21 protein-coding genes, 1 tRNA gene and 1 pseudogene are annotated in these 23,496 nt (G+C 64.2%); 11 read left to right on the top strand and 12 right to left on the bottom strand.

The genetic code is table 11. The features are described from left to right. Positions 1-122 precede the first annotated feature (122 nt). The 4 genes from AC1VNY_RS27900 (at position 123) to AC1VNY_RS27885 (ending at position 2,398) form a co-directional block, all read left to right on the top strand. Positions 123-1,115 carry a LysR family transcriptional regulator gene (locus tag AC1VNY_RS27900; protein WP_482407600.1) on the top strand — a complete coding sequence of 331 codons (993 nt, stop codon included), beginning with the start codon at positions 123-125 and terminating at the stop codon, positions 1,113-1,115. Between the two features lie 288 nt (positions 1,116-1,403). After that, positions 1,404-1,613: a cold-shock protein gene (locus tag AC1VNY_RS27895; protein ID WP_028339489.1), complete on the top strand. Its 210-nt coding sequence runs from the start codon at positions 1,404-1,406 to the stop codon at positions 1,611-1,613. A 105-nt stretch (positions 1,614-1,718) separates the two neighbouring features. Then, complete coding sequence (locus AC1VNY_RS27890; protein ID WP_482407599.1) at positions 1,719-1,967, top strand: hypothetical protein; 249 nt, start codon at positions 1,719-1,721, stop codon at positions 1,965-1,967. Between the two features lie 50 nt (positions 1,968-2,017). Then, positions 2,018-2,398: a DUF6894 family protein gene (locus AC1VNY_RS27885; RefSeq protein WP_482407598.1), complete on the top strand. Its 381-nt coding sequence runs from the start codon at positions 2,018-2,020 to the stop codon at positions 2,396-2,398. A 21-nt stretch (positions 2,399-2,419) separates the two neighbouring features. Here the strand turns inward: AC1VNY_RS27885 and AC1VNY_RS27880 are convergent, their stop codons facing one another. Continuing rightward, positions 2,420-2,653 carry a DUF6894 family protein gene (locus AC1VNY_RS27880; protein ID WP_028339486.1) on the bottom strand — a complete coding sequence of 78 codons (234 nt, stop codon included), beginning with the start codon at positions 2,651-2,653 and terminating at the stop codon, positions 2,420-2,422. Between the two features lie 490 nt (positions 2,654-3,143). Between AC1VNY_RS27880 and rpsU the strand changes: the two genes are divergently transcribed. Then, complete coding sequence (rpsU, locus tag AC1VNY_RS27875) at positions 3,144-3,449, top strand: 30S ribosomal protein S21 (protein ID WP_482407630.1); 306 nt, start codon at positions 3,144-3,146, stop codon at positions 3,447-3,449. Here the strand turns inward: rpsU and AC1VNY_RS27870 are convergent. Together AC1VNY_RS27870 and AC1VNY_RS27865 are read right to left on the bottom strand one after the other, a co-directional pair. Next, a complete protein-coding gene (locus AC1VNY_RS27870) occupies positions 3,405-3,737 on the bottom strand; it encodes a hypothetical protein (RefSeq protein ID WP_482407631.1) in 333 nt (110 codons plus the stop codon). The two genes, rpsU and AC1VNY_RS27870, sit on opposite strands and share 45 nt — an antisense overlap. Positions 3,738-4,004: 267 nt before the next feature. Beyond that, entirely contained in the window at positions 4,005-5,783 is a 1,779-nt protein-coding gene (locus AC1VNY_RS27865) for an acyl-CoA dehydrogenase family protein (protein WP_482407597.1), read from the bottom strand. Between the two features lie 219 nt (positions 5,784-6,002). Between AC1VNY_RS27865 and AC1VNY_RS27860 the strand changes: the two genes are divergently transcribed. The 3 genes from AC1VNY_RS27860 (at position 6,003) to AC1VNY_RS27850 (ending at position 11,782) form a co-directional block, all read left to right on the top strand. Next, a tRNA-Gln gene (locus AC1VNY_RS27860) sits at positions 6,003-6,077 on the top strand. Between the two features lie 292 nt (positions 6,078-6,369). Then, a complete protein-coding gene (locus AC1VNY_RS27855) occupies positions 6,370-9,474 on the top strand; it encodes a helicase-related protein (protein WP_482407629.1) in 3,105 nt (1,034 codons plus the stop codon). A gap of 736 nt (positions 9,475-10,210) precedes the next feature. Then, positions 10,211-11,782 (top strand): porin, encoded by a 1,572-nt coding sequence (locus AC1VNY_RS27850; RefSeq protein ID WP_482407596.1) that lies wholly within the window; start codon positions 10,211-10,213, stop codon positions 11,780-11,782. An 84-nt stretch (positions 11,783-11,866) separates the two neighbouring features. On the opposite strand, the gene AC1VNY_RS27845 is transcribed toward AC1VNY_RS27850, so the two are convergent. From AC1VNY_RS27845 to AC1VNY_RS27830, 4 genes are all read right to left on the bottom strand, one after another. Further along, positions 11,867-12,901 carry an LLM class flavin-dependent oxidoreductase gene (locus tag AC1VNY_RS27845; RefSeq protein WP_482407595.1) on the bottom strand — a complete coding sequence of 345 codons (1,035 nt, stop codon included), beginning with the start codon at positions 12,899-12,901 and terminating at the stop codon, positions 11,867-11,869. 213 nt (positions 12,902-13,114) lie between these two features. Further along, positions 13,115-14,038 (bottom strand): glutathione S-transferase family protein, encoded by a 924-nt coding sequence (locus tag AC1VNY_RS27840; protein WP_482407594.1) that lies wholly within the window; start codon positions 14,036-14,038, stop codon positions 13,115-13,117. A gap of 107 nt (positions 14,039-14,145) precedes the next feature. Then, positions 14,146-14,904, bottom strand: a complete 759-nt coding sequence (locus AC1VNY_RS27835; RefSeq protein WP_482407593.1) for an SDR family NAD(P)-dependent oxidoreductase — start codon at positions 14,902-14,904, stop codon at positions 14,146-14,148. A 37-nt stretch (positions 14,905-14,941) separates the two neighbouring features. Beyond that, on the bottom strand, positions 14,942-15,511 hold the full coding sequence (locus AC1VNY_RS27830) for a TetR/AcrR family transcriptional regulator (RefSeq protein WP_482407592.1): 570 nt from the start codon (positions 15,509-15,511) through the stop codon (positions 14,942-14,944). 104 nt (positions 15,512-15,615) lie between these two features. On the opposite strand from AC1VNY_RS27830, the gene AC1VNY_RS27825 reads away from it, so the two are divergent. Next, the gene (locus tag AC1VNY_RS27825; protein WP_482407591.1) at positions 15,616-16,404 is read left to right on the top strand and encodes a crotonase/enoyl-CoA hydratase family protein; all 789 of its coding nucleotides are present in this window, start codon (positions 15,616-15,618) and stop codon (positions 16,402-16,404) included. Positions 16,405-16,456: 52 nt separating this feature from the next. Here AC1VNY_RS27825 and AC1VNY_RS27820 read toward each other — a convergent pair whose 3' ends face one another. Continuing rightward, a complete protein-coding gene (locus AC1VNY_RS27820; protein ID WP_411780073.1) occupies positions 16,457-16,696 on the bottom strand; it encodes a hypothetical protein in 240 nt (79 codons plus the stop codon). Here AC1VNY_RS27820 and AC1VNY_RS27815 point away from each other — a divergent pair. After that, positions 16,695-17,480, top strand: a complete 786-nt coding sequence (locus tag AC1VNY_RS27815) for a division plane positioning ATPase MipZ (RefSeq protein WP_482407590.1) — start codon at positions 16,695-16,697, stop codon at positions 17,478-17,480. The two genes, AC1VNY_RS27820 and AC1VNY_RS27815, sit on opposite strands and share 2 nt — an antisense overlap. Before the next feature lie 15 nt (positions 17,481-17,495). On the opposite strand, the gene AC1VNY_RS27810 is transcribed toward AC1VNY_RS27815, so the two are convergent. The 4 genes and pseudogenes from AC1VNY_RS27810 to AC1VNY_RS27795 form a co-directional block, all read right to left on the bottom strand. Continuing rightward, positions 17,496-18,839: a glycosyl hydrolase family 79 N-terminal domain-containing protein gene (locus AC1VNY_RS27810; protein WP_482407589.1), complete on the bottom strand. Its 1,344-nt coding sequence runs from the start codon at positions 18,837-18,839 to the stop codon at positions 17,496-17,498. 219 nt (positions 18,840-19,058) lie between these two features. Then, a pseudogene (locus AC1VNY_RS27805) lies at positions 19,059-19,918 on the bottom strand (sugar phosphate isomerase/epimerase family protein). A 3-nt stretch (positions 19,919-19,921) separates the two neighbouring features. Then, positions 19,922-21,268 (bottom strand): MFS transporter, encoded by a 1,347-nt coding sequence (locus tag AC1VNY_RS27800; RefSeq protein WP_482407588.1) that lies wholly within the window; start codon positions 21,266-21,268, stop codon positions 19,922-19,924. Between the two features lie 139 nt (positions 21,269-21,407). Beyond that, complete coding sequence (locus tag AC1VNY_RS27795) at positions 21,408-22,280, bottom strand: phytanoyl-CoA dioxygenase family protein (protein WP_482407587.1); 873 nt, start codon at positions 22,278-22,280, stop codon at positions 21,408-21,410. A 98-nt stretch (positions 22,281-22,378) separates the two neighbouring features. On the opposite strand from AC1VNY_RS27795, the gene AC1VNY_RS27790 reads away from it, so the two are divergent. Continuing rightward, complete coding sequence (locus tag AC1VNY_RS27790) at positions 22,379-23,389, top strand: LacI family DNA-binding transcriptional regulator (RefSeq protein WP_482407586.1); 1,011 nt, start codon at positions 22,379-22,381, stop codon at positions 23,387-23,389. Positions 23,390-23,496: the final 107 nt, after the last annotated feature.

The raw sequence follows: 23,496 nt of genomic DNA, 5'->3' as shown, positions 1-23,496 counted from the left end.
AGCCTCCTCCGCTGCCGTGCCGGTGCCGCAAGCCGCAGCCTGACAGGACTTTCCACGAGGCTTCTAAATACGTCCAATACATATATTTTCTTAAATCTTATGCTTGAATGGTATAAGCGGGCATGAACCTCCAACAGGCCCTCACGTTCCTGACGGTGGCCGAGCTCGGCACGGTCTCAAAGGCCGCATTGCGGTTGCGTGTCGCCCAACCGGCCTTGTCCAGGCAAATCATCGGTCTCGAACGCGAGCTCGGCTTGCAGCTCTTCGACCGCGTCGGGCGCCGGCTGCTGTTGACTGGCGAAGGCGAGCAGTTGATTGCGGGCTGCCGTCTGCTGCTCAACAGCGTCAGTTCGCTGAAGGAGCAGGCTCAGCTGCTCCGTCAAGGAGATACCGGGGTCCTAAGGATCGCTGGCTCGCCGCAACACATCGAGAGCGTGCTGTCAGAATTTCTCCACCGGTACGCGGAGCGATATCCCAGGGTCGAGATCAGGATCAGGGAGGGGACGGGCAGCGAGATATTGGCGATGCTCGAACGCGGGGAAGTTCATCTCGGCCAAAATTTGCTGCACGCCGTCAGACTGAACGAACAGCACTTCGGCAGTCTTCCGCTTGGATCGGTACGGTTACTGGCTGCTTGCCATCCGTCGATGCCACTTGGTCCCCGTCGCACGATCGAGATCGCTGACCTCGCCGAGCATCCGTTGCTGCTGCTGGACAGCGGGTTCGGATTTCGGCGTGCTTTCGATGCAGCAAGTCGTGTGGCGGGGCTGAAACCGAAGATCACGTTCGAGAGTCGCAGTCCGCACACCTTGCTGGCACTTGCCGAGGCGGGGCACGGCGTCGCGATCGTTCCCTCCCAGCTTCAGTGCTGGCGCTACGAACTAAGGATTGTCGGTCTCACGCACAGGCGCCGTGTGTTGCAGGAGCCCCTGACCATCTCATGGGACAAGCGGCGTCCGTTGCCTCGTTTCGCGACTGACTACTGTGCAATGCTGGCAGCGCATATGCGGAAGACGTTTCCGATCACGCGCCCTACGGAGCCGGCTGTAGCAAAAGCAAGCGTTCGGTCCCGCGCCAAGCGAGTTCCACGCAAGGCGAAAAGTCCGGGCGGTTGAATATTGCGATTTGCGCCCGCGTCATCAGTCACGGAGTTCCCCGACGCCGCAAGCCTTACGCGAAACATGGTTCGGTTTATCGGAACGACAGCTCGGTGCAACTCCGCTCACCCGATCGACGGCGCTTCCGAGCTTGCCCTAGCGGATTAAGTGTGTATGCTTGCAGCGTTCGATTTGCCGTTGTGCCTTGTTGAATGGTCAAAGCGGCCCTTTTCCAAAGAACATCGTCGGTTGAAGGATGATGCGGACCAAGCGCGAATTCACGTGCGTCCGCTTTGGAGAAGACAAATGCCTACAGGTACTGTGAAGTGGTTCAACGGCCAGAAGGGCTTCGGTTTCATTCAGCCCGATGATGGCACGAATGACGTGTTCGTTCACATCAGCGCTGTCGAGCGGGCTGGACTTGGCGGTCTCGCCGAGGGCCAGAAGTTGTCGTTCGAACTCAAGGTCGACAAGATGCGTGGCAAGACCAGCGCCGAAGATCTTCGGCTGGCTTGAAATCGACCTGTCATTCCACGGATGTACTGGGATGACAGCCGCGGCCCGCTCGATCCCCTGATGGGTTGAGCGGGTCTCGCTGCTTTTCAAAGGGCTCATTCGCTCATGGCCAAGAAGCCGGAAGAACTTTCCGCCGAGCGCCTGGCCAAGGCCCAGCGCCAGCGGCTTGCCGCCGAGGCCGGTGCGCAGGCAATCGCCGAGGTCGAGCGCGATGCGATCGCCGTGCGCAAGAACATGGTGCGTCTGCGGGCTCTCCGTGAAGCGCGTGACGCCGAGGTGGCCGCGCAGGCCGGCCCTGCACCATCAGCGCCTGCGGCCAAGAGGACCAAGCGGATCAAGCGCATCGTGCGCTGAGCTGCGCACTCCCCGCATCCTCGATCACGTCGCTGAAGCTGCCCTGTTTTTTGACCGCCACGCTGGAATCGCTATGGGAAGCAGCGTGGACTGGTCATGCCTCTCCGGGGCGACTCTCGCCGTCTGCACCGGACTTCGTCGCCACATTTCGCAAGGTCGGCAGGAACGATCGAGAGCCGGGCCATATTATCATGGCGATGAAGTACTATTTCGATCTCCGTGACGGTTGCGGCTTGGCCCTCGACGAGGAAGGTCTGGTGCTGTCCGATCTCGCGGCGGTTCAAGAAGAAGCCGCGCGTGCTTTGGCCGACATGGTTCGCGATTCCGTTCGCGGTCACAATTTCGATCAGATTGCGATCGAAGTCCGGGACGACGACGGGCCCGTGCTTGAAGTGCGGATTGCATGGCGCATTCGCCGGTCAAATTCCTGAGTTTGGTTGCGCGCCGACGCCCTAGCACCTTGTTATGCCCAGACTGAGACTGACCTGAAACAATGGCCCTTCGTCCGTGCGGACCTCGAACGCCAGCAGCCTTTGCTTGTCCAAAGACGGGTTGTCTTTGGCTATGCTAAGCAGTGACTGCATCGCTTCGTGCGCGGCAGTTTCCTCGTCGCGTAGCTCGATGCCCTGTCTGTCGGCATAGAGTTCCTCGCCGTTGCGGATATCGAAATAGAAGCGGGTTGCCATTTGCGGCTCCCTTTTGTGCCGGGAGCTGCCCAGGCTCTCGAGTGCCGGCGCTCCAAGATCATCCGGCAGCGCCGCACTCTGCGCCTGTTGGAGCGAATTTGCTACTCGGCAACGATGCAGATTTTGGGGAACCGCCTTTCGTGTTCGCCATCGCGGTTCAGCCATGATCTCGGCGTTGCTTGCACCGTCGGACAGAACTCTCACGATTTGCGATTGCGTCTTGCATAGCCGAGATAAGTGCATAGGTTTGGAGGATCGACTGGCCTTGAGCCTTGTAGATCGGTTCCGGTGGGACCCTTTTCCAAAGACATCGTCGGATGAAAGCGAGGACGCGTGCTCGTAGCACCGCGGCTGAAGCTTCCGCGACGTTGTTGGTCGGCTGCCGTTCCACGGATGTACTGAAATGGCGGTGCGGCCCGCTCTGTCGCTGATAGAGCGGGGTACCGTATTGTTCATTCAATGTGCGTTGTACCGCGAGAGAGGTGATCCGTTGCAAGTTCTTGTCAGGGACAACAACATCGACCAGGCGCTTCGAGTTCTAAAGAAGAGGTTGCAGCGCGAAGGCGTCTTCAGAGAGATGAAGCGCCGGAGATCGTTCGAAAAGCCATCGGAAAAACGGGCTCGAGAGAAATCCGAGGCCGTGCGGCGAGCCCGCAAGCTTGCCCGCAAGCAAGCGATCCGGGATGGATTGATCGCGGCTCCTCCGCGGAAGCCCAAGTTCCCGGCGTCCAGACCTTCGGCGCCAAGGCAATCACCACAACTGCCACAGCAAGCAGGCGGCACACGGGAGACCTAGCCCGTACCGATCCTGCTGGAAGGATCGTGCAAGATGACGCGGCGATCTTATCGAGGCAACGGATGCCTCCAGGAACGCATCTCCGATGAGATCTGTCGTCGGCGAGCCGTGGATCGGGATGTTCGATCGCGGCACGACGACCGACGGCGACGTGCGCAAAACCTGGCCGGCATGGCCATTAACGCAATGGCGGATCATGCCGCCAGCCAGTTCGATCAGGCCGCTCGCAAGCGTGACTTGCTCGATGGCCCCGAGGAGTTTCGCGCGCTTCGCGCGGACCGCTGACAAAACGTATGATTCGGCGGTAGACGCAAAACTCGATGTCGTCCCGGGCAAGCGAGGCGCGACCCGGGACCCATAACCACAAATGCCGATTGGTTTGCAAAGCCGGAGCCACAGCTCGTTTTAAAACGGAAGGCTGTGGTTATGGGTCCCTGCTTTCGCAGGGACGACAGTTGTGATGAGGCACGTCGTGTGCATCAAACGAGCGAGGAGGACCCTTGGCGAGTACAGCGCTTTGGGCCCTCTCACCTCGCAATGACGGTGGAAAGTATCTTACCCCGCCAGCACCGCATCCGCGCCGGTCACGGCCTCGGCGCTCTCGGTCACGGTCTTTTCCAGCGACGGCGCCTGCACGGCGATGTTCTCGGCGAAGAAGCGCGCCAGCGCGACGTAGCGCTGCGGCTCGGCTTCGCCATTCGCCTTGGCGGCCAGCGCCTCGCCGGCGAGCATGCAGCCGCCGAGCGTTGCGGCGAACAGCCGCAGATAGGGCGTTGCGCCGGCGAGTGCCTCGTTTGGGGCCGAGGCGAGGCGCTCGAGCAGCCATCTGCTGGTGCGCTCCAGCGCGGCGTGCGCGTCGCGCAGCTTGGCGCCCGTGGTGCCGAACGCCGGATCGTTGGAGGTCTCCACCTGCTTGATGACGGCAGCGAGCTCGTCGAGCAGCGCCCAGACCGAGGCGCCGCCATTGGCACCGAGCTTGCGGGTGACGAGGTCGATCGACTGGATGCCGTTGGTCCCCTCGTAGATCGAGGTGATGCGGGCGTCGCGATAATGCTGCGCGGCGCCGGTCTCCTCGATGAAGCCCATGCCGCCATGGATCTGCACGCCGAGATAGGCGACCTCGTTGCCGATATCGGTGGAGAAGGCCTTGGCGATCGGGGTCAGCAGCGCGCCGCGCGCGGCAGCGTCGGCGCGCACCTTGGCGTCCTTGGCGCGCACCGAAACGTCGAGCGCGACCGCGGTGGCGTAGCAGATCGTGCGCGCCGCCGCCGTCATGCTGCGCATCTGCATCAGCATGCGCTTGACGTCGGGATGCACGATGATCGGATCCATCCCGTCGCCCTTGTGGCCGATAGCCTTTCCTTGCCGGCGCTCCTGCGCATAGGCCAGCGCCTGCTGATAGGCGCGGTCGGCAATGCCGACGCCTTCGAGGCCGACGCCGAGGCGGGCCTGATTCATCATCGTGAACATGCAGCGCATGCCCTGGTTTTCCTCGCCAATCAGATAACCGATCGCGCCACCCTTATCGCCCATCGTCATCGTGCAGGTCGGCGAGGCGTGCATGCCGAGCTTGTGCTCGACGCCGCTGGCATGGATGTCGTTGCGCTCGCCGAGCGAGCCGTCGACATTGACCAGGAATTTCGGAACCAGGAACAGGGAGATTCCCTTGGTGCCCGAGGGGGCATCGGGCAATCGTGCAAGCACGAAATGCACGATGTTGTCGGTCATGTCGTGCTCGCCATAGGTGATGAAGATTTTGGTGCCCTTGATGCGATAGGTGCCGGCATCAGCGCGTTCGGCGCGGGTGCGCAGCGCGCCGACGTCGGAGCCGGCATTGGGCTCGGTGAGCTGCATCGTGCCGGTCCACTCGCCGGTGACCAGCTTCTCGAGATAGATCTTCTTCAGCTCGGCGCTGCCATGGGCATCGAGCGCCTCGATCGCCGACAGTGTCAGCAGCGGGCAAAGGCCGAAGGCGACGTTCGATGCGCTCCAGATCTCGGTGCAGGCGGCGTTGACCGCGAGCGGCAGGCCCTGGCCGCCGAACGCTTCCGGCCCCGACACCGCGTTCCAGCCCGCGGCGGTCCAGCGCTGATAGGCGTCGGGCCAGCCCGGCGCGGTCGTCACCTTGCCATTGCCGAGCTTGATGCCGTGCTCGTCGCCGACACGATTCAGCGGCGCCAGCACATCGGAGGCGAACTTGCCGGCTTCTTCCAGCACCGCAGCGGTGATGTCGCCGTCGAAATCGCCGTAGTGGCCGGCCTCCACGGCGGCAGCGAGCCCCGCACCGTGATTGAGGGACAGCAGGATATCGTTGATCGGCGCACGGTAGGTCATGGCGTTACTCCCGACGAGGCGTTTGAAATTGTCATCCCATGAAACCGGCGGCCTCTCAACAGTCCGAACAGACATCGCGCGGTCTGTTTCGGCCACCGCGGCGTCGCCCTATAATAAGAGTACCGTCATCATCCTGCGGCTTTCGTGCCTTTTCGATCGCCGCCCTGTTGAAATGGCGGGACTCACCCTATAGACCGACGTGGCCTTCGATCGGCGCGTTGGGGCGTAGCCAAGCGGTAAGGCAGCGGATTTTGATTCCGCCATTCGGAGGTTCGATCCCTCCCGCCCCAGCCAGCAAACAAGTCATTGATTTTAATAAAGGAAATCATTCTCCCCGGTCGAGCCCCTGCCGCCATTTCAGGCGGATTGGTCCGGCCAGCTGGAAAATTGTGCCGCTTTCGTTTCCATGGCGGCGGGCGACAAGCCCCCGAGTCGCCCGGAGACGCAGGTCAACGGGCGATCGTACTCACGACATAACGACGGATCTGACGTGGCGAATACCAAGAAGGCCCGCGCTGCTGCTGGCGCGAAGAAGAAAAGCAAGGGATCGGCGCGTTCCGGGATCTCGTCTTCCTCACCGCTTGGCATGCTGGCGCTCCATCTTCTCGAGCAATGGAAGAAGTCCGGACGGGACGGCATCGTTTTCCTTGCGGAAAGCGAGAACAGGGCCGAGCGCCTCGGCAGCGTGCTGCATTCGCTCGATCCCTCGGTCGAGGTGCTGGTGTTCCCGCGGCTGAATACCTTGCCCTTTGACGGGCTGGAGCCGTCACGAGAGATCGCCGGCAGGCGCAGTTCGGTGTTGAGGCGCCTCGCCAGGAGCAAGAAGCCGGTGTTCCTGGTATCGACGGCGGAGGCGATCATGGAGCGGTTGCCGTTGCCTGCCAGCTCGGCGCGCCTCAGCATCAGCCTGAAGGTGGGGGCGGGCTATTCCGAGCAGGAACTCAAGGATCGTCTGGAAGCTCTGGGATACGATCTCGACGAAGAGGCGGATTATCCCGGCAGCGCTCTGTTCCACGGAATGACGTTCGAGGTATTTCCCGCGGGCGCGCTGGGGCCGTTCAGAATTGAGCATTCCGGTGGCGTGATCCGCAGAATCGCAGGTGTCGATCCGGACGAGCACGACGTCGTGTTTGACGCGGAGGAACTGCACATCGACCCGATGTCCGAACGGATCGCGTTGGGAGGCAAGCGGGTCCAGCGGGCGGCGCTGCCGGATTATTGCCAGCGCGCGCACTGGATCGCGGACGCAGGCGTTTCGGGCCACGCCGATAGCTGGCTGAGCACGATCAAGGAGGCGGCCGGCCGCAGGGAGGCGGAGCGCGAGTATCTGGGGCCCGCTGACTGGAAACGGCTGGCCAAGCGGATGAGCTCGCTGCCTCGAAAGGCGGCTTTCATCGCCACGCCTGACTTCTCGAAGGTCGCCTCGTCGCGGAAAGCTCTTCGCGCATTCGTCGCCGACACGGAGCGCAGCGGATCGCGGCTGCTCTTTGTCGCGGCGGTCGAGGACGATCTGCGCGCGATGGAGCGAATGAGCGGGATCAAGGCGGAGCGCTTCGCCGACTGGAACGAGGCGGCGAAAGGGCGGGGCGGCGAAGGCGCACTGTTGGCCGACTTCGACACCGGCTTCATCGGCTCAGGGCGCAAGCCGCTCGTCGTCGTGACGGCGACCGACGTGCTCGGCAGCAGGGCGCATCATCCGCAGCCCATGGCGAGAGCCTGGAGCTCGGCTTTCGATCATCCTGACGTGCCGGAGCGCGACGCGGTCGTCGTGCATCTGCAGCGCGGGCTGGCCGTGCTCGATGGCTTGCAGACCCTCGATATGGGGAAGGGATCATCGCGCGAGATGGTCAGGCTGGCCTTTGCCGGGGATGATGCCGTCCTCGTTCCGCCGGCCGATCTTGCGCTGATCTGGCCGTATGCTGCGGAGCTCGGCAAGCTGGCACTGGACAGGGCCGATGGCAGTACGTGGTGGACGCGCCGTACCAAGGCGGAGCAGGAAATTCAAACTGCCGCCAGGGCGCTTGCCAAACACATCGCGCAACGGCGCCGCCGGCGCGCTCCCAAGCTGGTCGCTCCCGGTCCCGCATATGAGCGGTTCGTCGCGCGCTTTCCCTATTTCACGACCGTCGACCAGGCGAAGGCAATTCGCGACGTCCTGGATGATCTGGCGTCCGGTCATCCGATGGATCGGGTCGTCTGCGGCGACGTCGGATTTGGCAAGACCGAGGTGGCGTTGCGCGCGGCGGCGGCCGTAGCCCTGTCGGGCAAGCAGGTTGCCGTCGTTGTGCCGACGACTGTTCTGGCAAGGCAGCACGTCGCAACCTTCCGCAAACGGTTTGCACCGCTTGGCATCGAAGTGGGAAGCCTGTCGCGGGCGACGTCGGCTCCGGAGATGAAGGAGACGAAGGAGGGCCTGCGAAGCGGCAAGATGAAGGTCGTGGTCGGCACGCAGGCGATCGCATCGAAGGACGTGAAGTTCGCCAAGCTGAGCCTGGTCATTGTCGACGAAGAGCAGCACTTCGGCGCGGCCGAGAAGGCGAAGCTTTCAGGCCTGGCGAAGGGCGCCCATACGCTGTGGATGAGTGCCACGCCGATCCCGCGCACGCTTGCGGCGGGACTTGCGGGATTCAGGGAGCTGAGTGTGATCGCATCCCCGCCCGTTCATCGGCTTCCGGTCGCGACCAAGATCGCTCCGCTCTCGGACGCCGCCATTGCCGCCGCACTGCTGCGCGAGCAGCGACGTCACGGGCAAAGCTTTCTGATCTGTCCGCGTATCCAGGATTTGGATCCGATGCTGGCGCGCGTGCAGTCGATGGCCCCCGAACTGCGCATCGTCTGCCTGCACGGCAAGCTGCCCGCCGACGAACTGGACGATCGAATGATGAGTTTCGTCGAAGGTGAGGCGGACGTTCTGCTGGCGACCAACATCGTCGAAAGCGGTCTCGACATCCCGAGGGCTAACACCATCGTGGTCTGCTGGCCGGAAAAGTTCGGTCTGGCACAGCTCCATCAACTGAGAGGCCGGGTGGGACGCGGCGGGACACGCGCCTTCGCATACATGCTGACCGAATCCAGTTCGGAACAGTCCGGGAGGCGTTTGGCCGTTCTGGAGGAGTTCAGCAGACCGGGCGCCGGGTTCGCGATCAGCGAGCGGGATCTCGACCTCCGAGGCGCCGGGGATCTGCTTTCGGAGCGGCAATCCGGCCACGTGCAGGTGTTCGGTCCGGTGCTCTACAGCCACCTTCTCAAGCAAGCCTCGGAGAAGACCAACGACCGGTCCGCCGATCTGTGGGTGCCCGATCTCAACCTTCCGCTCGCGGATTTGCTGCCCAGGAGCTATGTGCAATCGGAATCCGTGCGGCTTGAAATCTATGGCCGTGCCGCGAGGTGCCGGAGCGAAGACGATCTGGAAGATCTCGAGGAAGAGACCTCGCGCCGCTTCGGCAGGCTGCCCTCGGCCGGTCGGGATTTCTTCGCCGCGGCAAGGCTCAGGATCGATTGCAAGCGGCGCGGAATCGTGAGGCTCGATGTCGGCCCGGAGGCGGTCGCGGCGACGTTCCTTCCCGGGAGGCTGCCGAAATCCAGGGCACGATCGCTCGAGCGCGACGGCGATCGCGTGTTCTATTCGGACAACATACATGAGCCGCCTTTCGAGCGGATCGAGGATCTCCTGGACATTCTGGACGAGTGAGCGCGACGCGACTCCGTCGCAGGCGAGCCTTGCGGGTGCGTCGCGCACAGCAGAGATATTCAGCGCGCGGGTGCCGCGGAGAACAAATCGACCGATTCTGCAGGCTGACATCCCAGTGACATGTAGCATCGTTACTGCACATGGGTGGCAAACCGCCGCCGTCATTCGGCCTGCTCCGAGCCATCGGAAAGCCCCCTTCCAGGCGCGAGTCGACGGTATTAGGGGCGGGTTATGTTGTTCAAATCGCGGCGTTTTGGGCCAAAATGCCGTGCCCGGATACCGGAATCAGCGCTGCCGAAGCCGGCTCCGCTTTTCGCTTTCTCCGCAGGACACCCGTTTTACACACCGTTCCGCGCGGTGTTGCCCGATCTTGTGCCCGATAACGGTAACTGAAATATTCGTCTTGTATTTCAATGGTTTGCGGAAGTGTCGCAGGTCAAATGCCCGTGATATTTGTGCAACATTTGCCCGAAAACAGCCGCAACTTGCCCCAAACCGAGCGGTCTTTTGTTGCGTGATCGGGGGCCTTCTGTCTCATATGGAACTACGACGGAGGGGGGCATCCCGAGGTCGTCCCGTTCTAGGTGGTTCGCTTAAGTCCCTCGCGTTCATGCGGGTGTGTCCGAAGGCGCGAAGCGACTAAGCGGGGATTTAAGGGACAAGGGAACCAACCTGAGGGTGTTCTGCCCGGCGGATCCGGAACCTTCCCTGAGATAGAGCAACTTGGAGGTTTAACATGAAGATGGTTAAGAGCCTTATCCTCGGCTCGGCGGCGGCTCTCGTCGCGGTCGGCGGAGCTCAGGCGGCCGATCTTCCCGTCAAGGCCAAAGCGGTCGAGTACGTGAAGGTTTGCTCCCTGTATGGTCCCGGATTCTACTACATCCCGGGCACCGATACCTGTATCAAGCTGGGCGGCTACCTGCGCGCAGACGTCGTGATCAACGGCAACACCGACGCCACCGGCAACACGGGCGGCGCTGGCGGTGCCAACAACCGTTTCACCAACGGCTACACCTGGCGCTCTCGTGAAGACCTGAACATCGATACGCGCACCGCGACCGAATACGGCGTGGTCCGCACGTTCTTCGATGCGACGTTCTCCTGGACCTCGGACAGCTACGCCGGTCAGGGCAACGGCTCGACCGTTTACTCGCCGATCGGCGCGGTTTCGGCTCCGAACAACGCCAACTCCGGTGCGGTTGCGGCTGGTACGGTCGGCGTCTACTACGCCTTCATCCAGTTCGCCGGCTTCACCATCGGTAAGGCGGTCTCGCAGTTCTCGGCTCCGTGGGCCAACTATCCGGGCAACAGCTGGGACGGTCTCGTCGGCGGCGGCGGCACGATCACTGGCGTGAACCAGTTCACCTACACCGCGCAGTTCGGCAACGGCGTGTCGCTGTCTCTGTCGGCTCAGGATCAGTCGGCCTACTATCAGGCTGGCGTGGTCAACCTCGGTGCGCCCGTCAACTTCGGCGTTCCCGGCAACACCAACGTGTTCGGCATCAGCGATTACGCTGGCACGATCGCTCCGGATCTCGTCGCGATGCTGCGCGTCGATCAAGCTTGGGGTCTGTTCCAGGCATCGTTCGCCGCGCATAACAACCACGTGGCCTACTACGGCGGCACCGAGTTGACCGGTCATCCGGACGACAAGTGGGGCTGGGCTGGTCAGTTGGCCTTGTCGATCAAGAACATCCCGACCGGACCTGGCGACACCATCAACTTGCAGGGTGTCTACACCAACGGTGCGACCCGCTACAACATCCAGGACCTGGCTGGCTTCGCCGGTGGCAACACCATCTTCGGTGGAACGAACGTCCCGGGCGCCTATCAGAGCATCGGCTTCGGCCTCGCGCCGGACTCGATCTTCGTGACCGGCGGTCAGCAGCAGCTGATCACGACCTACGGCTTCCGCGGTGCATACGTGCACAACTGGAACCCGAACTGGAACACCAGCATCTATGGTGGCTGGGCCCAGGTTAACTACAACAGCACGTCCAAGGGTTACATCTGCGGTCCGGCCGGCAACGGCGTCGGTGGCTCGCTGAGCAACTTCTTCGGTGCTGGTGCGGCTCTGACGTCCTGCAACCCCGACTACAGCATTGCGCAGCTCGGCACGCAGACCCAGTGGACCCCGGTGAAGAACCTGACCTTCTCGGCCGACTTCACCTACACCCGTCTGGACCAGAGCTTTGCTGGTACGGTCGCCTTCCCCGGCAGCGCCGCGATCGGCAAGCCGGCTGCGATCTACGAGCTGAAGGACCAGAACACCTACACCATGCTGCTCCGCGCTCAGCGCAACTGGTAATACCGGTTGATCTGACTGCGATCTAACAGAGCCCCCGGCGCGCAAGCGCCGGGGGTTTTGCTTTGTCATGCCGGTTCTGGCGCGTCACGCGGCGAGCATCTCGCGCACCATCGGCACCACCTTGCTGCCATAGAGCTCGATGCTCTTCATCAGCTTGTCGTGCGGCAGCGGGCCCGCCGAGTATTTCAGCTGGAAGCGCGCCGCGCCGAGCGCCTTGACGGTCGCCGCGATCTTGCGGGCAACGGTTTCCGGCGCGCCGACATAAAGCGAGCCGTGCTCGGCCTCAGACACGAACTCGTCGCGGCCCATAGGCGGCCAGCCGCGCTCCTTGCCGATTCGATCGCGCATGACCTTGTAGTCCGGCCACAGCTCCTCGCGTGCCCGCGCGTCGGTCTCGGCGACAAAGCCAGGCGAATGCACGCCGATCGGCTTCGGTTCGCGGCCGAACTGCTGGTAGGCGCGCTGGTGCAGGTCGACATAGGGTGCAAAGCGCTTGGGATCGCCGCCGATGATGGCAAGCATCAGCGGCAGGTCGTAATGCGCCGCGCGAACCACCGATTCGGGACTGCCGCCGACGCCGATCCAGGTCTTCAGCCGGCCGTGCTCGACCGGCGGATAGACCGACTGGCTCTTGAATGGTGGCCGCAGCTTGCCCTGCCAGGTCACCGGCTCCTGCTTGAGCAGTTCGGTGAACAGGTCGAGCTTCTCCTCGAACAGCTCGTTGTATTGCCTGAGGTCGAAGCCGAACAGCGGGAACGACTCGGTGAAGGAGCCGCGGCCGAGGATCACCTCGGCGCGGCCGTTCGAGACCGCGTCGACCGTGGCGAAGCGCTGGAAGACGCGGATCGGGTCGTCCGAGCTCAGCACGGTCACCGCCGAGCCGAGGCGGATGTTTTCGGTGCGCGCGGCGATTGCCGCCAGCACGGTTTCGGGCGTGGAGATCGCAAAATCGGCGCGGTGGTGCTCGCCGAGCCCGATGAAATCGATCCCGAGCTGATCGGCCAGCACCGCTTCGTCGACGACGTTGCGGATCACCTGGGCGTGGGGCAGCGGCGCGCCGGCGGCGTCGTTGGTGACGTCGCCAAACGTATCAAGCCCGAATTCGACGGAGGTCGTCATAGTCAGTCCGGTTGTCGGCGTGGCGGAGCATCCGCCACGGGCTACCCATCGCACGCAGGCCGAAAGGTCGGGTTGCTGCGGATCTATCCGCAAGCCTGCGCTGTGGAGCCTTGGGTTGGAGATACCGTTGAGCTATTGCCGGTTCAGGGGGCCGGCAAGGTCACGCCGCGAAACGCAGCGTTTCCAGGCCCGCTTGGGAGCAGCATGCGGCAATCAGCCCGGGACCACCAGGAAGCCGGCGCGCGGGAAATGCACCACCACCTCGCCGGCGCGCTCATCCGACCGGCGGATCGCAATGTGTTGCGCCGACAGCGAAACGATCTCGCCGTGCACCGGGACCTTGCCGTAGTCATCCGGCATCACGGCAACGACGTCGCCGGGCTTGCGACCGTTCGGATCCATGGGGTCGCCGAACACGGGCGACTGCGGCTGCTCCTTCGCGGCGATCTCGAGCGCGTCGGCCGACGACATCTCCGTGCGCGTGCCGTGGCCGATTGCGCGGATGCGTTCCTCCCATGCCGCAACACGCGGCACGGACTTCATGATCTCGTCCATCGAGGCGAGGCTCTGCCGCGCGTACCACACGTTCATGTAGGCGCTGACGTCCGCGAGGCTGAACTCGCCGAACAGCCACGGCCGGCCGTCGCCGAGTTGCGCCTCGATCCAGTCGACATTGGCGCGGAACTGGTCGCGCATCTGCGGCAGCGCCGCGGTCATGGCGGCGACGTCGAACTTGCCGCCGCGCAACTTCTCGCGATCCTCGATGAAATCCCTCGGGACCTTGTCGCCGATGAAGCCGAACACGAGGTTGACCGTGTTCTGGAAGAACGGCCGGTCGGTCCACATGCCGAGCGCCCAGGGCATGCCGGCATTGCCCGCCGGAAACAGCGTCGGCGTCGGATAGCGCCGCTCCAGCTCGCGCATGATGATCTGGGTGTCACAATAGATGTCCGCGCCGATCTGCATCGTCGGCGTGCGGCGATAGCCGCCGGTCATCGGCATCAGGTCCGGCCGCGGCATGATCCGGGAGATCCGCACCGAGTTCCAGGCGAGCTTCTTGAATCCGAAGATGATGCGGATCTTCTCGGAGAACGGCGATTGATCGAAGTGGTGCAGGATCGGCGTGGGCTGCGACATGGCCTTCTCCCGGGACAGGGTGCGATCTCGACGGACCTTGCCGCATAAGCTGACAAGATTCCGGCCGATCGCAACCTATTTTCACGGGTGAGAACGGCGCAGCGCTTTCAGAACTGCTCCGCCCACGGCCGCAGGTCGAGCTCCAGCGTCCAGGCGCTGCGGTGCTGGTGATGCAGCACCCAATAGGCGTCGGCGATGGCCGCGATGTTGAGCATGCCATCCGGTCCGCGCTCATCCTTCAATTGGGGACGCATGCTCAGCAGGCGGTCGCCCTCGATCCCGCCATCGACCACAACATGGCCGACATGGATGCCCTGCGGCCCGAATTCCCGCGCCACGCTCTGCGCCAGCGCGCGCAGCGCGGCCTTGGCGGCGGCAAACGGCGAATAGTTGGCCTTGCCGCGCAGCGAACCGCTGGCGCCCGTAAACACCAGCGTGCCGCCGCCGCGCGCAAGCAGAGCGGGGATCGCAGCCTGTGCGAGCTGGAAACCGCCGAGCGCATGTTCGCGCCAGTGTTCCTCGAAGCGCTGCTCGCTGACCTTCAGAAACGGTGCCGGCCGGTTGGAGCCGGCATTGTGCACGGCCACCGCGAGCGGTGCGAGCCTCTCGGCCGCCTCGACGAAGCGCGCGACATCGGCCGCCGTGGAGGCGTCACCGACCACGTGCGCGACCGTCGCGCCGCTAGCGGCCAGCTCGGCCGCCGTCGCGGCGAGCTTGTCGGCGTTGCGGCCGGCGATCGCGACGGGATAGCCGCCGGCGGCAAAGCGACGCGCAATCGCGGCGCCGAGGCCGTTCGACGCGCCGACGCCGGCAATCAGTACGCTTCCTTGTACAGCGGTCGGCTCGAGGGTGGATCGGTCGTTCATGGCTCACTCCATCAAGCTGCCCGCGGCGCGGGCGAAATCATTCGTCGGACGCCATCGCGACGATGGCATCACGCACGGTGCGCAGAACGGCATCGGACCGCCTCTGATCGGTGAGGACGCGCGAGATCGCCAGCGCCCCGACCATCGCACTCACGGCGACGATTGCGTTGCTATCGTCATCGTCGCCGAACGTCTCGGCGACCTTGGCGATGAAGGATTCGATGTGCGGTTCCATCACCGCGCGGCACTGCGCATCGGCGCGGCCGACATCCGAGATCAGCGCGCCGATCGCGCAGCCCGACTTGGGCGAGTCGCGATGGGCGCGGCTGAGATAGCTCCGCACCAGTGTGTTGATATTGACCGGCCTGTCGGGATCGCGCGCCGCGTGAGCCGATGCTTCGCCTGCATTCAGCGCCTGTTCCAGCGCCGCGGCGATCAGGTCGGAACGTGAGGCGAAGTGCCCATAGAAACCGCCATGGGTCAGCTTCACCTGCTGCATCAGGCCGCCGATGCTGAGCGCGTCGAGGCCCTTGCCGCGGATCTGCGTTGCAGCCTCGTTCAGAATACGCTGACGGCTCCTGGTCTTGTCGGCCTGGGAATGGCCCATCTCGCCTGGCCCCTGTTTGACTCTCTTTCTGGATTATGACCATCATGCATCTGGATGACAACTATCATCCAGAAATTATCCGGTCACAAAGCAGGGAGGAACAGATGTCCGGCAGCGCGAGCGAAGGGCGGGTCCGCCACGAGCGGCACGACCACATCCTCAAGATCATCATCGACAATCCCGCGAAGAAGAATGCCTTCAGTCCGGAGATGATGACTGAGCTGTCCGACGCGCTGACGCTGCTCGACAATGACGACGGCCTCTGGGTCGGCGTGCTCTGCGCCGCCGGCGGCAGTTTCACCGCGGGTCTCGACATGCCGAAATTCTTCGGCCCGACGGCGACGCGCAAGCCGCTGCCGGAGGGCAACGTCGATCCCTTTGGATTGTCGAAGCGCTGCCGGAAGCCGATCGTCACGGCAGTGCAGGGTATCGTGTTCACCGTCGGCATCGAGATGATGCTGGCAGGCGATATCGTGATCGCCGCGGACGACAGCCGCTTCTGCCAGATGGAAGCCAAGCGCGGCATCGCGCCGCTGGCGGGCGCGCATTTCCGCTATATCAGCCGCGCCGGGTGGGGCGATGCGATGTATCACCTGTTGCTGTGCGACGAGTTCACCGCCGCCGAGGCGCATCGGATCGGCCTCGTGCAGGAAGTCGTGCCGGCGGGCCAGCAGGTCGAGCGTGCAATGGCGCTCGCGGAGATCATCGCGCGCAATGCGCCGCTTGGAATCCAGGTGACCAAAGAGGCGGGCCGCAAGTTCATCGAAGCCGGCGAACAGGCGGCAATCGCGATCATCCCGCAGATCCGCGAACGCGTGCTCAACACATCAGATGCGGCCGAGGGCATCAGGTCCTTCGTGGAGCGTCGCGCGGCGGTGTTTCAGGGACGCTAGTCCCAGGGCGCGCTAGTAGCAGGGGCGCTCGCCGCAGCGGCGCTCGCTGCGTTCACGATACGTGCCCGGATTGCGGTTGTGACAATGTTGTCGCAGCCGCATCAATTTCGATCACGCCGATCGTGCGACGACTCTTGTCGAGATTCGTCGAATCAGGGAGATTCGAGCCATTCATTAAATTCTGTTTCGTCCTGCTTTCACTCAAGCGTCCGGTATGGATTCCCATGACAAACGCACGAGTAGTAGTTGTCGGAAATAACAAGGGCGGCTCTGGCAAGTCGACAATTGCCATGCACGTCGCCATCGCGCTGATCAAGGCGGGTCAGCGTGTCGCCACCATCGATCTCGACAACAAGCAGAAGTCGCTGACGCACTACGTCGAGAACCGGCGCGACTGGGCGCGGGAAACCTCTCTGGATCTCGGCGTTCCCGCGCATATGTGCTTCGAGACGGTGAGCGGCAGGAGCAGCGAGGTCGAGACGCTCGGGCGCAGCGCGCTCGCCGAGATCGTCGAGCGGCTCGGCCGGTCGCACGATTTCGTCGTGATTGACTGTCCCGGCCACGACACCTATCTGACGACGTTCACGCATTCGCTGGCGAATACGCTGATCACGCCGCTCAACGACAGCTTCCTCGATTTCGACGTGCTGGGCACCGTCGATCCGAACGACTTCAAGGTGACCGGCATCAGCCACTATTCGAAGATGGTGGAGGAGGCGCGGCGCGAGCGCAGCGCACACGATCAGCCGGCATTCGAGTGGGTGGTGCTGCGCAACCGTCTCTCCACGCTCGGGTCACGCAACAAGCGCCTGGTCGGCGAAGCGTTGAGCGAATTGTCCAAGACGCTGAATTTCCGCTTGGTCGATGGCCTGGCCGAACGCGTGATCTTCCGCGAATTCTATCCGCGCGGACTGACCGCGATCGACGATGTCAGCCAGCTCGCGCTCGGTGGCCGGCCGACCATGTCGCATGTCACTGCACGGCTCGAGATGGAGCGGCTGATGACCGCCATCATGCTCGGCCATCTGGTGGCGCGCCCGCCGGAATCCTCCGACGCCAGCCGCGACGCGGCGTAAGGCGACGTCAGGCCGCTAACGGCAATGGGCGTTGCCGGTGCCGGCGACGGTCAGGAACGTGATCGTTGCAGGTGCGAAGACGATCGTTCCGGTAGCGGCCGCGTCGCCGTCCAGGGCTGGGATCCTGTCAGCGGCTCCAAGCAAAAGCGTCGCGCCATTGAGCTGAACATTGCCGTCGGCGGGCTTTGCGCTCGTTAGCGTGTAGCGTTGCGAGGCGGCTGGCAGCATGAGCTTGCGCTGTTTTCGCCGATCATTGTTGATGACGAGCAAGGCCACTCCGTCAGGCATTTCGCGCGCGCAATGCGCATAAACATGGAAGCCGGATTGCTCGGCGACACCGGCATCGAGCACAATGGTCCCCATCAACCGTCGCCACAGCAGCGCCGCCCAGTAGTTCGGCCGCGGCAGATGAGTTCGTTCGTCCAGCAGCCCGTAGTCGCTCGCGGCCAGCGTGTTATGCATCACCACCTGAACGCCAGCCTTGGCCAGCCGTCCGAGTTGATCGAGGTAACGGAACGTGTCGGTGAAGGTTTTAGCCCAGCGATTGCCGCCGCACGCGGTGTCGGCCGTCTCGGTCAGCCAGATCGGCTTTCCCGGTGCAAGCTGGTCGCGCAGCGTCTCGTAGAGGGCGAGGCTCTTGCCGGTTCGCGCCAACCATTCGTCCGACAATGCATGCCTTGCCTTGCGATCGCCGCCGCATCGGGCCGAGAGCGCGCCATAGTGATGGTAGGAGACCGCGTCGATGCCGGCTGCAGATGCGGCGAAGAGCGCTTGAACCTCAGCGGCGGCGCCGATCGTGCCGGGGCCGAGGATCGTCACGTCGGGCGCGGTGTCCTTCATGAAGGCGCGGAACGCTGCGAAATCCCTGCCGTAGGCCGCGGCATCGTAACCGTCAGGGGCGGCGCCGATGGTCGGCAGATCGGGCTCATTCATGAATTCGGCTGCGGCGATATGGCCGCCGGCCGATCGTGAGAAGTCAAGAAAGTTCCGGGCCTGTTCGGGGCTCCATTGCCCCGTAGCGTCACGCGCGCCCGCGCTGATCGCAAAGGACGTGACGATCGGAGCGTCGACGGCGTGCGAGAACTCGATCACGTCCCGCCACTGCCGTCGCGTCAGCACGCCGTTGAAGCCGGCCGGCGGTGCTGATGGCGGCGGGTCGAGATCCGCAAAGAACGTGCTGTTGGCCCAGGTCCCGCTGACGCGTAGATAGGCGGGGGAGAGGGCGGCGGCGAGCTTGCGCAGTCTGCCATCGTGCAGGTCGATCGGAGCGCGAGCTGCGAACCGCTCCGTTTCTGCACGCCGACGCGTGGCGGCGGTTGCATAGGGCTTCCAGAACCGTCCGCCGGTCACCTCGACCATTTCGATGTTGTAGGACTGAAAGCGCGGGTCGATGGTCGCAACGCGCGGCAGGGTCGCGACATTCAAGGCAAGCTCTGCCGCGGCTGCCTTCGTATGCGCGAAGGTTGCCATCGCCGAGACGGCGACGAGGCATCGAAGCGGATAAGCCCAGCGGTCGCGCACGGGTCCTCGCGGCATTCCGGATTGTGGCGTTCAGGATGCCGCCGCGGCGTGTTTGAATCAATGCGGGAGCGGACCTTGCGGCTCGTTCGCGATGCGATCCCATAGCGCGCGGATCATGTCCTTCATGACCAGCGCGTCCCGCCAGCGATCGGACAATTCCTTGCCGTCAGGCCCGGTGATGGCATAGGGCGCGGGACCGAGCTCGCACAGAAAGGTCAGGGTCGCGTCGGGCCCGGCGCGCTTGCGCCACGAGCGGATGCCGTAGTGCCACCAGCCCATGAATAGCGACACCCAGCCCTGGTGCTGCGGAAAGCCGAGCGAGACCTGCACCTGCTCGCGGCTCGCGATGCGACCGTGGATGCCCCAGGCGTTGTCGAGGATGCGATGGATCATCGCGTGGTTGACGTCGTCGACCGGCCAGGCGAATTCGCGGCCGACCAGATAATGCGAGAGATCGGCGGTGAGCCGCAGATCGGGAAAGCAGTCGAGCAGGTCGAGCATGAAGAACAGGTCGGTCGTCATGCGGTCGCGATGGGTCTCGACATGCACGGCGACGCCGGCCTCCGCGGCAAGCCGCCGCCAGCCTTCGAGCAGGGAATGCAATCTGCGAGCCGGCGCGGCCGAACGTCCGGCTGCAAATTGACATGATCGGCGCCGAGCTTGGCGACCAGCTCGAGCACCGGTTTCAGGTCGTCGACCGTCCTCGGGTAGCATTGCGCCTGCCAGATCATGCCATGCGCGCGAAGGAAGCTCGTCACCTCGCGCGCGAAGGCAGGATCGATGAAGCGCACGCCGGCGCCGTCAAATCCGGCATCGCGGATCATCGCGAGCTGGGTGTGCAGCGGCCATTCGCCCTCATCCGCAAGCCGCCGCTCCATCGCCCAGAGCGACTGCAGGACGCGCAGTTGCTGCGCCACCGATCAGGCCCGCGCCGGGATCGCCGCTGGCAGCTCGGCCTGTTCGCTCGCGTCGGCGTCGATGTTCTCCTGGTAGGTCTCGGGCCCGATCCAGATCGCAACGACGGTGCAGGCCGACAGGAACATCGCGTAGCAGGCGACCGGCCACCAGGTGCCATAGGCAGCCACCAATGCGGTGGCGACGAACGGCGCCGGTCCGCCCGACAGCAGCGAACCGAGTTCGCGCGCGAAGGCGAAGCCGGCGAAGCGGCGTTGCGGCGGGAACAGCTCGGCGAAATACGCCGCCTGCGGCCCGAACATCGCCGCCGTCACCACGGCGCGCGCCAGGATGAAGGCGAGCGCGATCATGATCCATTCCTTGGTGCCGACCATCCAGAAGAACGGGAAGGCGAGCGCCACGCCGGCCAGCGCGCCGAACATGTGGACCGGCCGCCGTCCGATCCGGTCCGACAATGCCGCAAATCCGAGGATCGCGAACAGCTCGACCGTGAATGCCAGCATCAGCGCGCTGAGCGCCTCCGCCTTGGGCACGCCGAGCGTTGTGATAACGTAGCTGAGACCAAACACCGGGAAGAAATAGCCGAGCCCGTTCTCGGCCATGCGGGCGCCGAGCACGACGAAGAAGTTGCGCGGGTGCCGTCGCAACGCCTCCATCGCTGGATTGCTCTCGACCTTGCCGCGCGCGACCACCGCCTCGGTGTAGACCGGCGTCTCGGTGATGCGCATGCGAACGAAGATGCCGACCACGATCAGGAGGAAGCTCGCCAGGAAGGGCAGGCGCCAGCCCCAGCTCATCAAATCCTCGCGCGGCAGCATGGTCACCAGCGCGAAGGCGCCGGCCGCAAGCAGATTGCCCACCGAGACGCCGAGCGGCGCGAAGCCGCCCCAGAAGCCGCGATGTTTCGGCGGCGCGTTCTCGACAAGGTAGATCACCGCGCCGCCATATTCGGCGCCGGCGCCAAGGCCCTGGATGACACGCATCGCGACCAGGAGGATCGGCGCCCAGATCCCGATCTGCCCATAAGTCGGCAGGAAGCCGATTGCGGTGGTGCCGATGCCGATCATCAGGAGGGTGGCGACCAGCACCGGCTTGCGGCCATAGCGATCGCCGAGAATGCCGAACAACAGGCCGCCGAACGGCCGCACCACGAAGCCGACGCCGAAGGTCAGGAACGACAACAGCGTGCCGACCACCGGATCGCTCTTCGGAAAGAACAGCTCGCCGAACACCAGCGCCGCAGCGGTGCCGTAGAGGAAGAAGTCGTACCATTCGAGCGCGGAGCCGACGCTTGCGGCCAGGATCACACGCAGGCGCGATGTGCGAGCGCCATCTCTTGCCATCTCGGTCATTCGTTTCCCCGTTATGTCTGTTTTTATGGTCGTCTTGATCGGGCACGATCTCCGCGCAAACGCGTTCTGCGTTGTCGCGGGGGATCATGCTCGTGAAAGCAGCAATGCCCGCGGCTTGGCCGCGGGCATTGCTCAGGTCTCACGCGGCGCGCGTGAAGTAGGATTTCTTCGACGCCGACTGTGTCTCGTAGATCGATCCTTGTCGCTTGGCCGGCGGCAGCGGCATGCGCACCGGCACGTCGGTGAGCCGCGGTGCGACCACCGGCGGACCAGCCAGCAGGCGGCTGTTGAACTCGTCGAAGTCCTTCACGCCCATCAGCGGCCAGGCGTCGCTGGCAGCCACTTCATAGAGCAGCAGGTTGCGCGGCCGGTTCGACGTGTTGGTCGCCGAGCCGTGCAGCGCGCGCACGTGATGGAACGACATGCTGCCCGCCTTGCCCATGCAGGGCACCGCGCGCTTGATGTCGTCCGCGATCTGGTCAGGATCGATCAGGCCGGCGAAGTGGCCGTCCTCGCCGTGATGATCCCACATCGTGTCGCCGGTGTGCGATCCGGGCGTCACCAGCATCGGGCCATTCTCGATGTCGCAATCGTCGAGCAGCACGCCGATCGCGAGGATGTCGTCATTGGTGTGCGGATAGAATGCCCAGTCCTGATGCCACTCAACCGGCGAGCCATATTGCGCCGACTTCATGTTGAGCTTGGAGCCGTGCAGGCGAAGGCCGGGACCGATCAGCTTGGTGAGGATCGAGATCACGGCGGGGCTGCGCACGATCTCGTCGAAGATCGGATGCACCTTGTGCGGCGCCTTGATGCGGCGGACGCGCGGATTGTCAGACGTATGCCCAGGCTCGAGATCGTAGACGTCGGTGTGCTCGCTCACGCTGGCGGCGCCGGCCACCAGCTCGGCGAGCACCGTGCGCACCTTGGCTAAGGTCTCCTGGTTGAGCACCTCCGGGACAACGATCACCCCGTCGCGCTTGTAAGCCTGGGCCTGCTCGTCCGAAATCATCCTGTTTCTCCCTCTTTGTTCCATGTTAGCGCTAACATATAGCGATGCTAGCGCTAACATCATGGCTTGGCAACCCGGAATCGGGCAGGCTCCGCCCCATGAGCTCCGAACTGACCGCCCCCGGGACCGGCCCGGCCGGTGCCGCGCCCACCCTTTCAGAGGTGGCCAAGCGCGCCGGCGTTTCCTCGATCACAGTGAGCCGGGTGGTGCGGATGCCCGACCTGGTCGCCCCGGAGACCCGGGCGCGGGTCGAGCGGGCGATGCGCGACCTCGGCTATGTCCCGAACCTGGTGGCGGGCGCGCTGGCGAGCGCGCGGACCAATTCGGTCGGCGTGCTGGTGCCGACCATCGCCAACGCGATCTTCGCCGACACGGTGCAGGGCCTGTCGGACAAGCTCGAGCCGCTGGGCTTCTCCGTGATCCTGGCGCAGTCACGCTATGACGCGGCGCGCGAGGAGCGCATGCTGGCGGCGCTGCTGTCGCGGCGGCCCGAGGCGATCATCATGGTCGGCTCGCCGGCGACCGAGGAGGGCAGCCGCCTGCTGCGCAATGCGCGCATCCCGATCGTCGAGACCTGGGATCTGCCGGCAAACCCGATCGACGCGGTCGCGGGCTTCGACAATTACAAGGCCGGCGTTGCGGTCGCGAAGCATCTGGTCGCGCAGGGCCGCAAGCAGCTCGCCTTCATCGGCGGCGACGATCCGCGCGGAACGCGCCGCTGGTTCGGTTTCAGGGACGAGGCACTGGCCAGCGGCCTTGCCGAGCCGCGCCGGCTGATCCTGGACCGCAAGGATTCCGGCAGCGTGGCGGCGCATGCACGCCTGCCCGATGTCGACGCGGTGTTCGCCGCCAACGATGCGCATGCGATCGGCTTCATGTCGGGACTGCGCAAGGCCGGGCTGCTGCGCGACGGGCCTGCATCGGCGCAACCGGTCGCCGTGATCGGGCTCGGCGATCTCGAAATGGGCCAGTTGATCTCGCCGACCCTGAGCACGATCAGCGTGCATGGCGACGCGATCGGCCGCACTGCGGCGACGCTGACGCTGGAGCGCGGCGGCGAGCGCCGCGTCGATCTCGGCTTCGAACTGGTGCTGCGCGACAGCGGCTAGTGTGCTGGATGCGAAGTTCGTGCGATTTCGCGGCAGCCACTTTCACGAACTTCGCATTCATAAAGCACACTAGAATCATAAGTTTGCTAGTGTCCTTATCGAATCCG

The sequence above is a fragment of the Bradyrhizobium ferriligni genome, from assembly GCF_056837965.1.
Note: the sequence above shows the minus strand (reverse complement) of the source record. Positions and strands in the feature narration are given on the sequence as shown.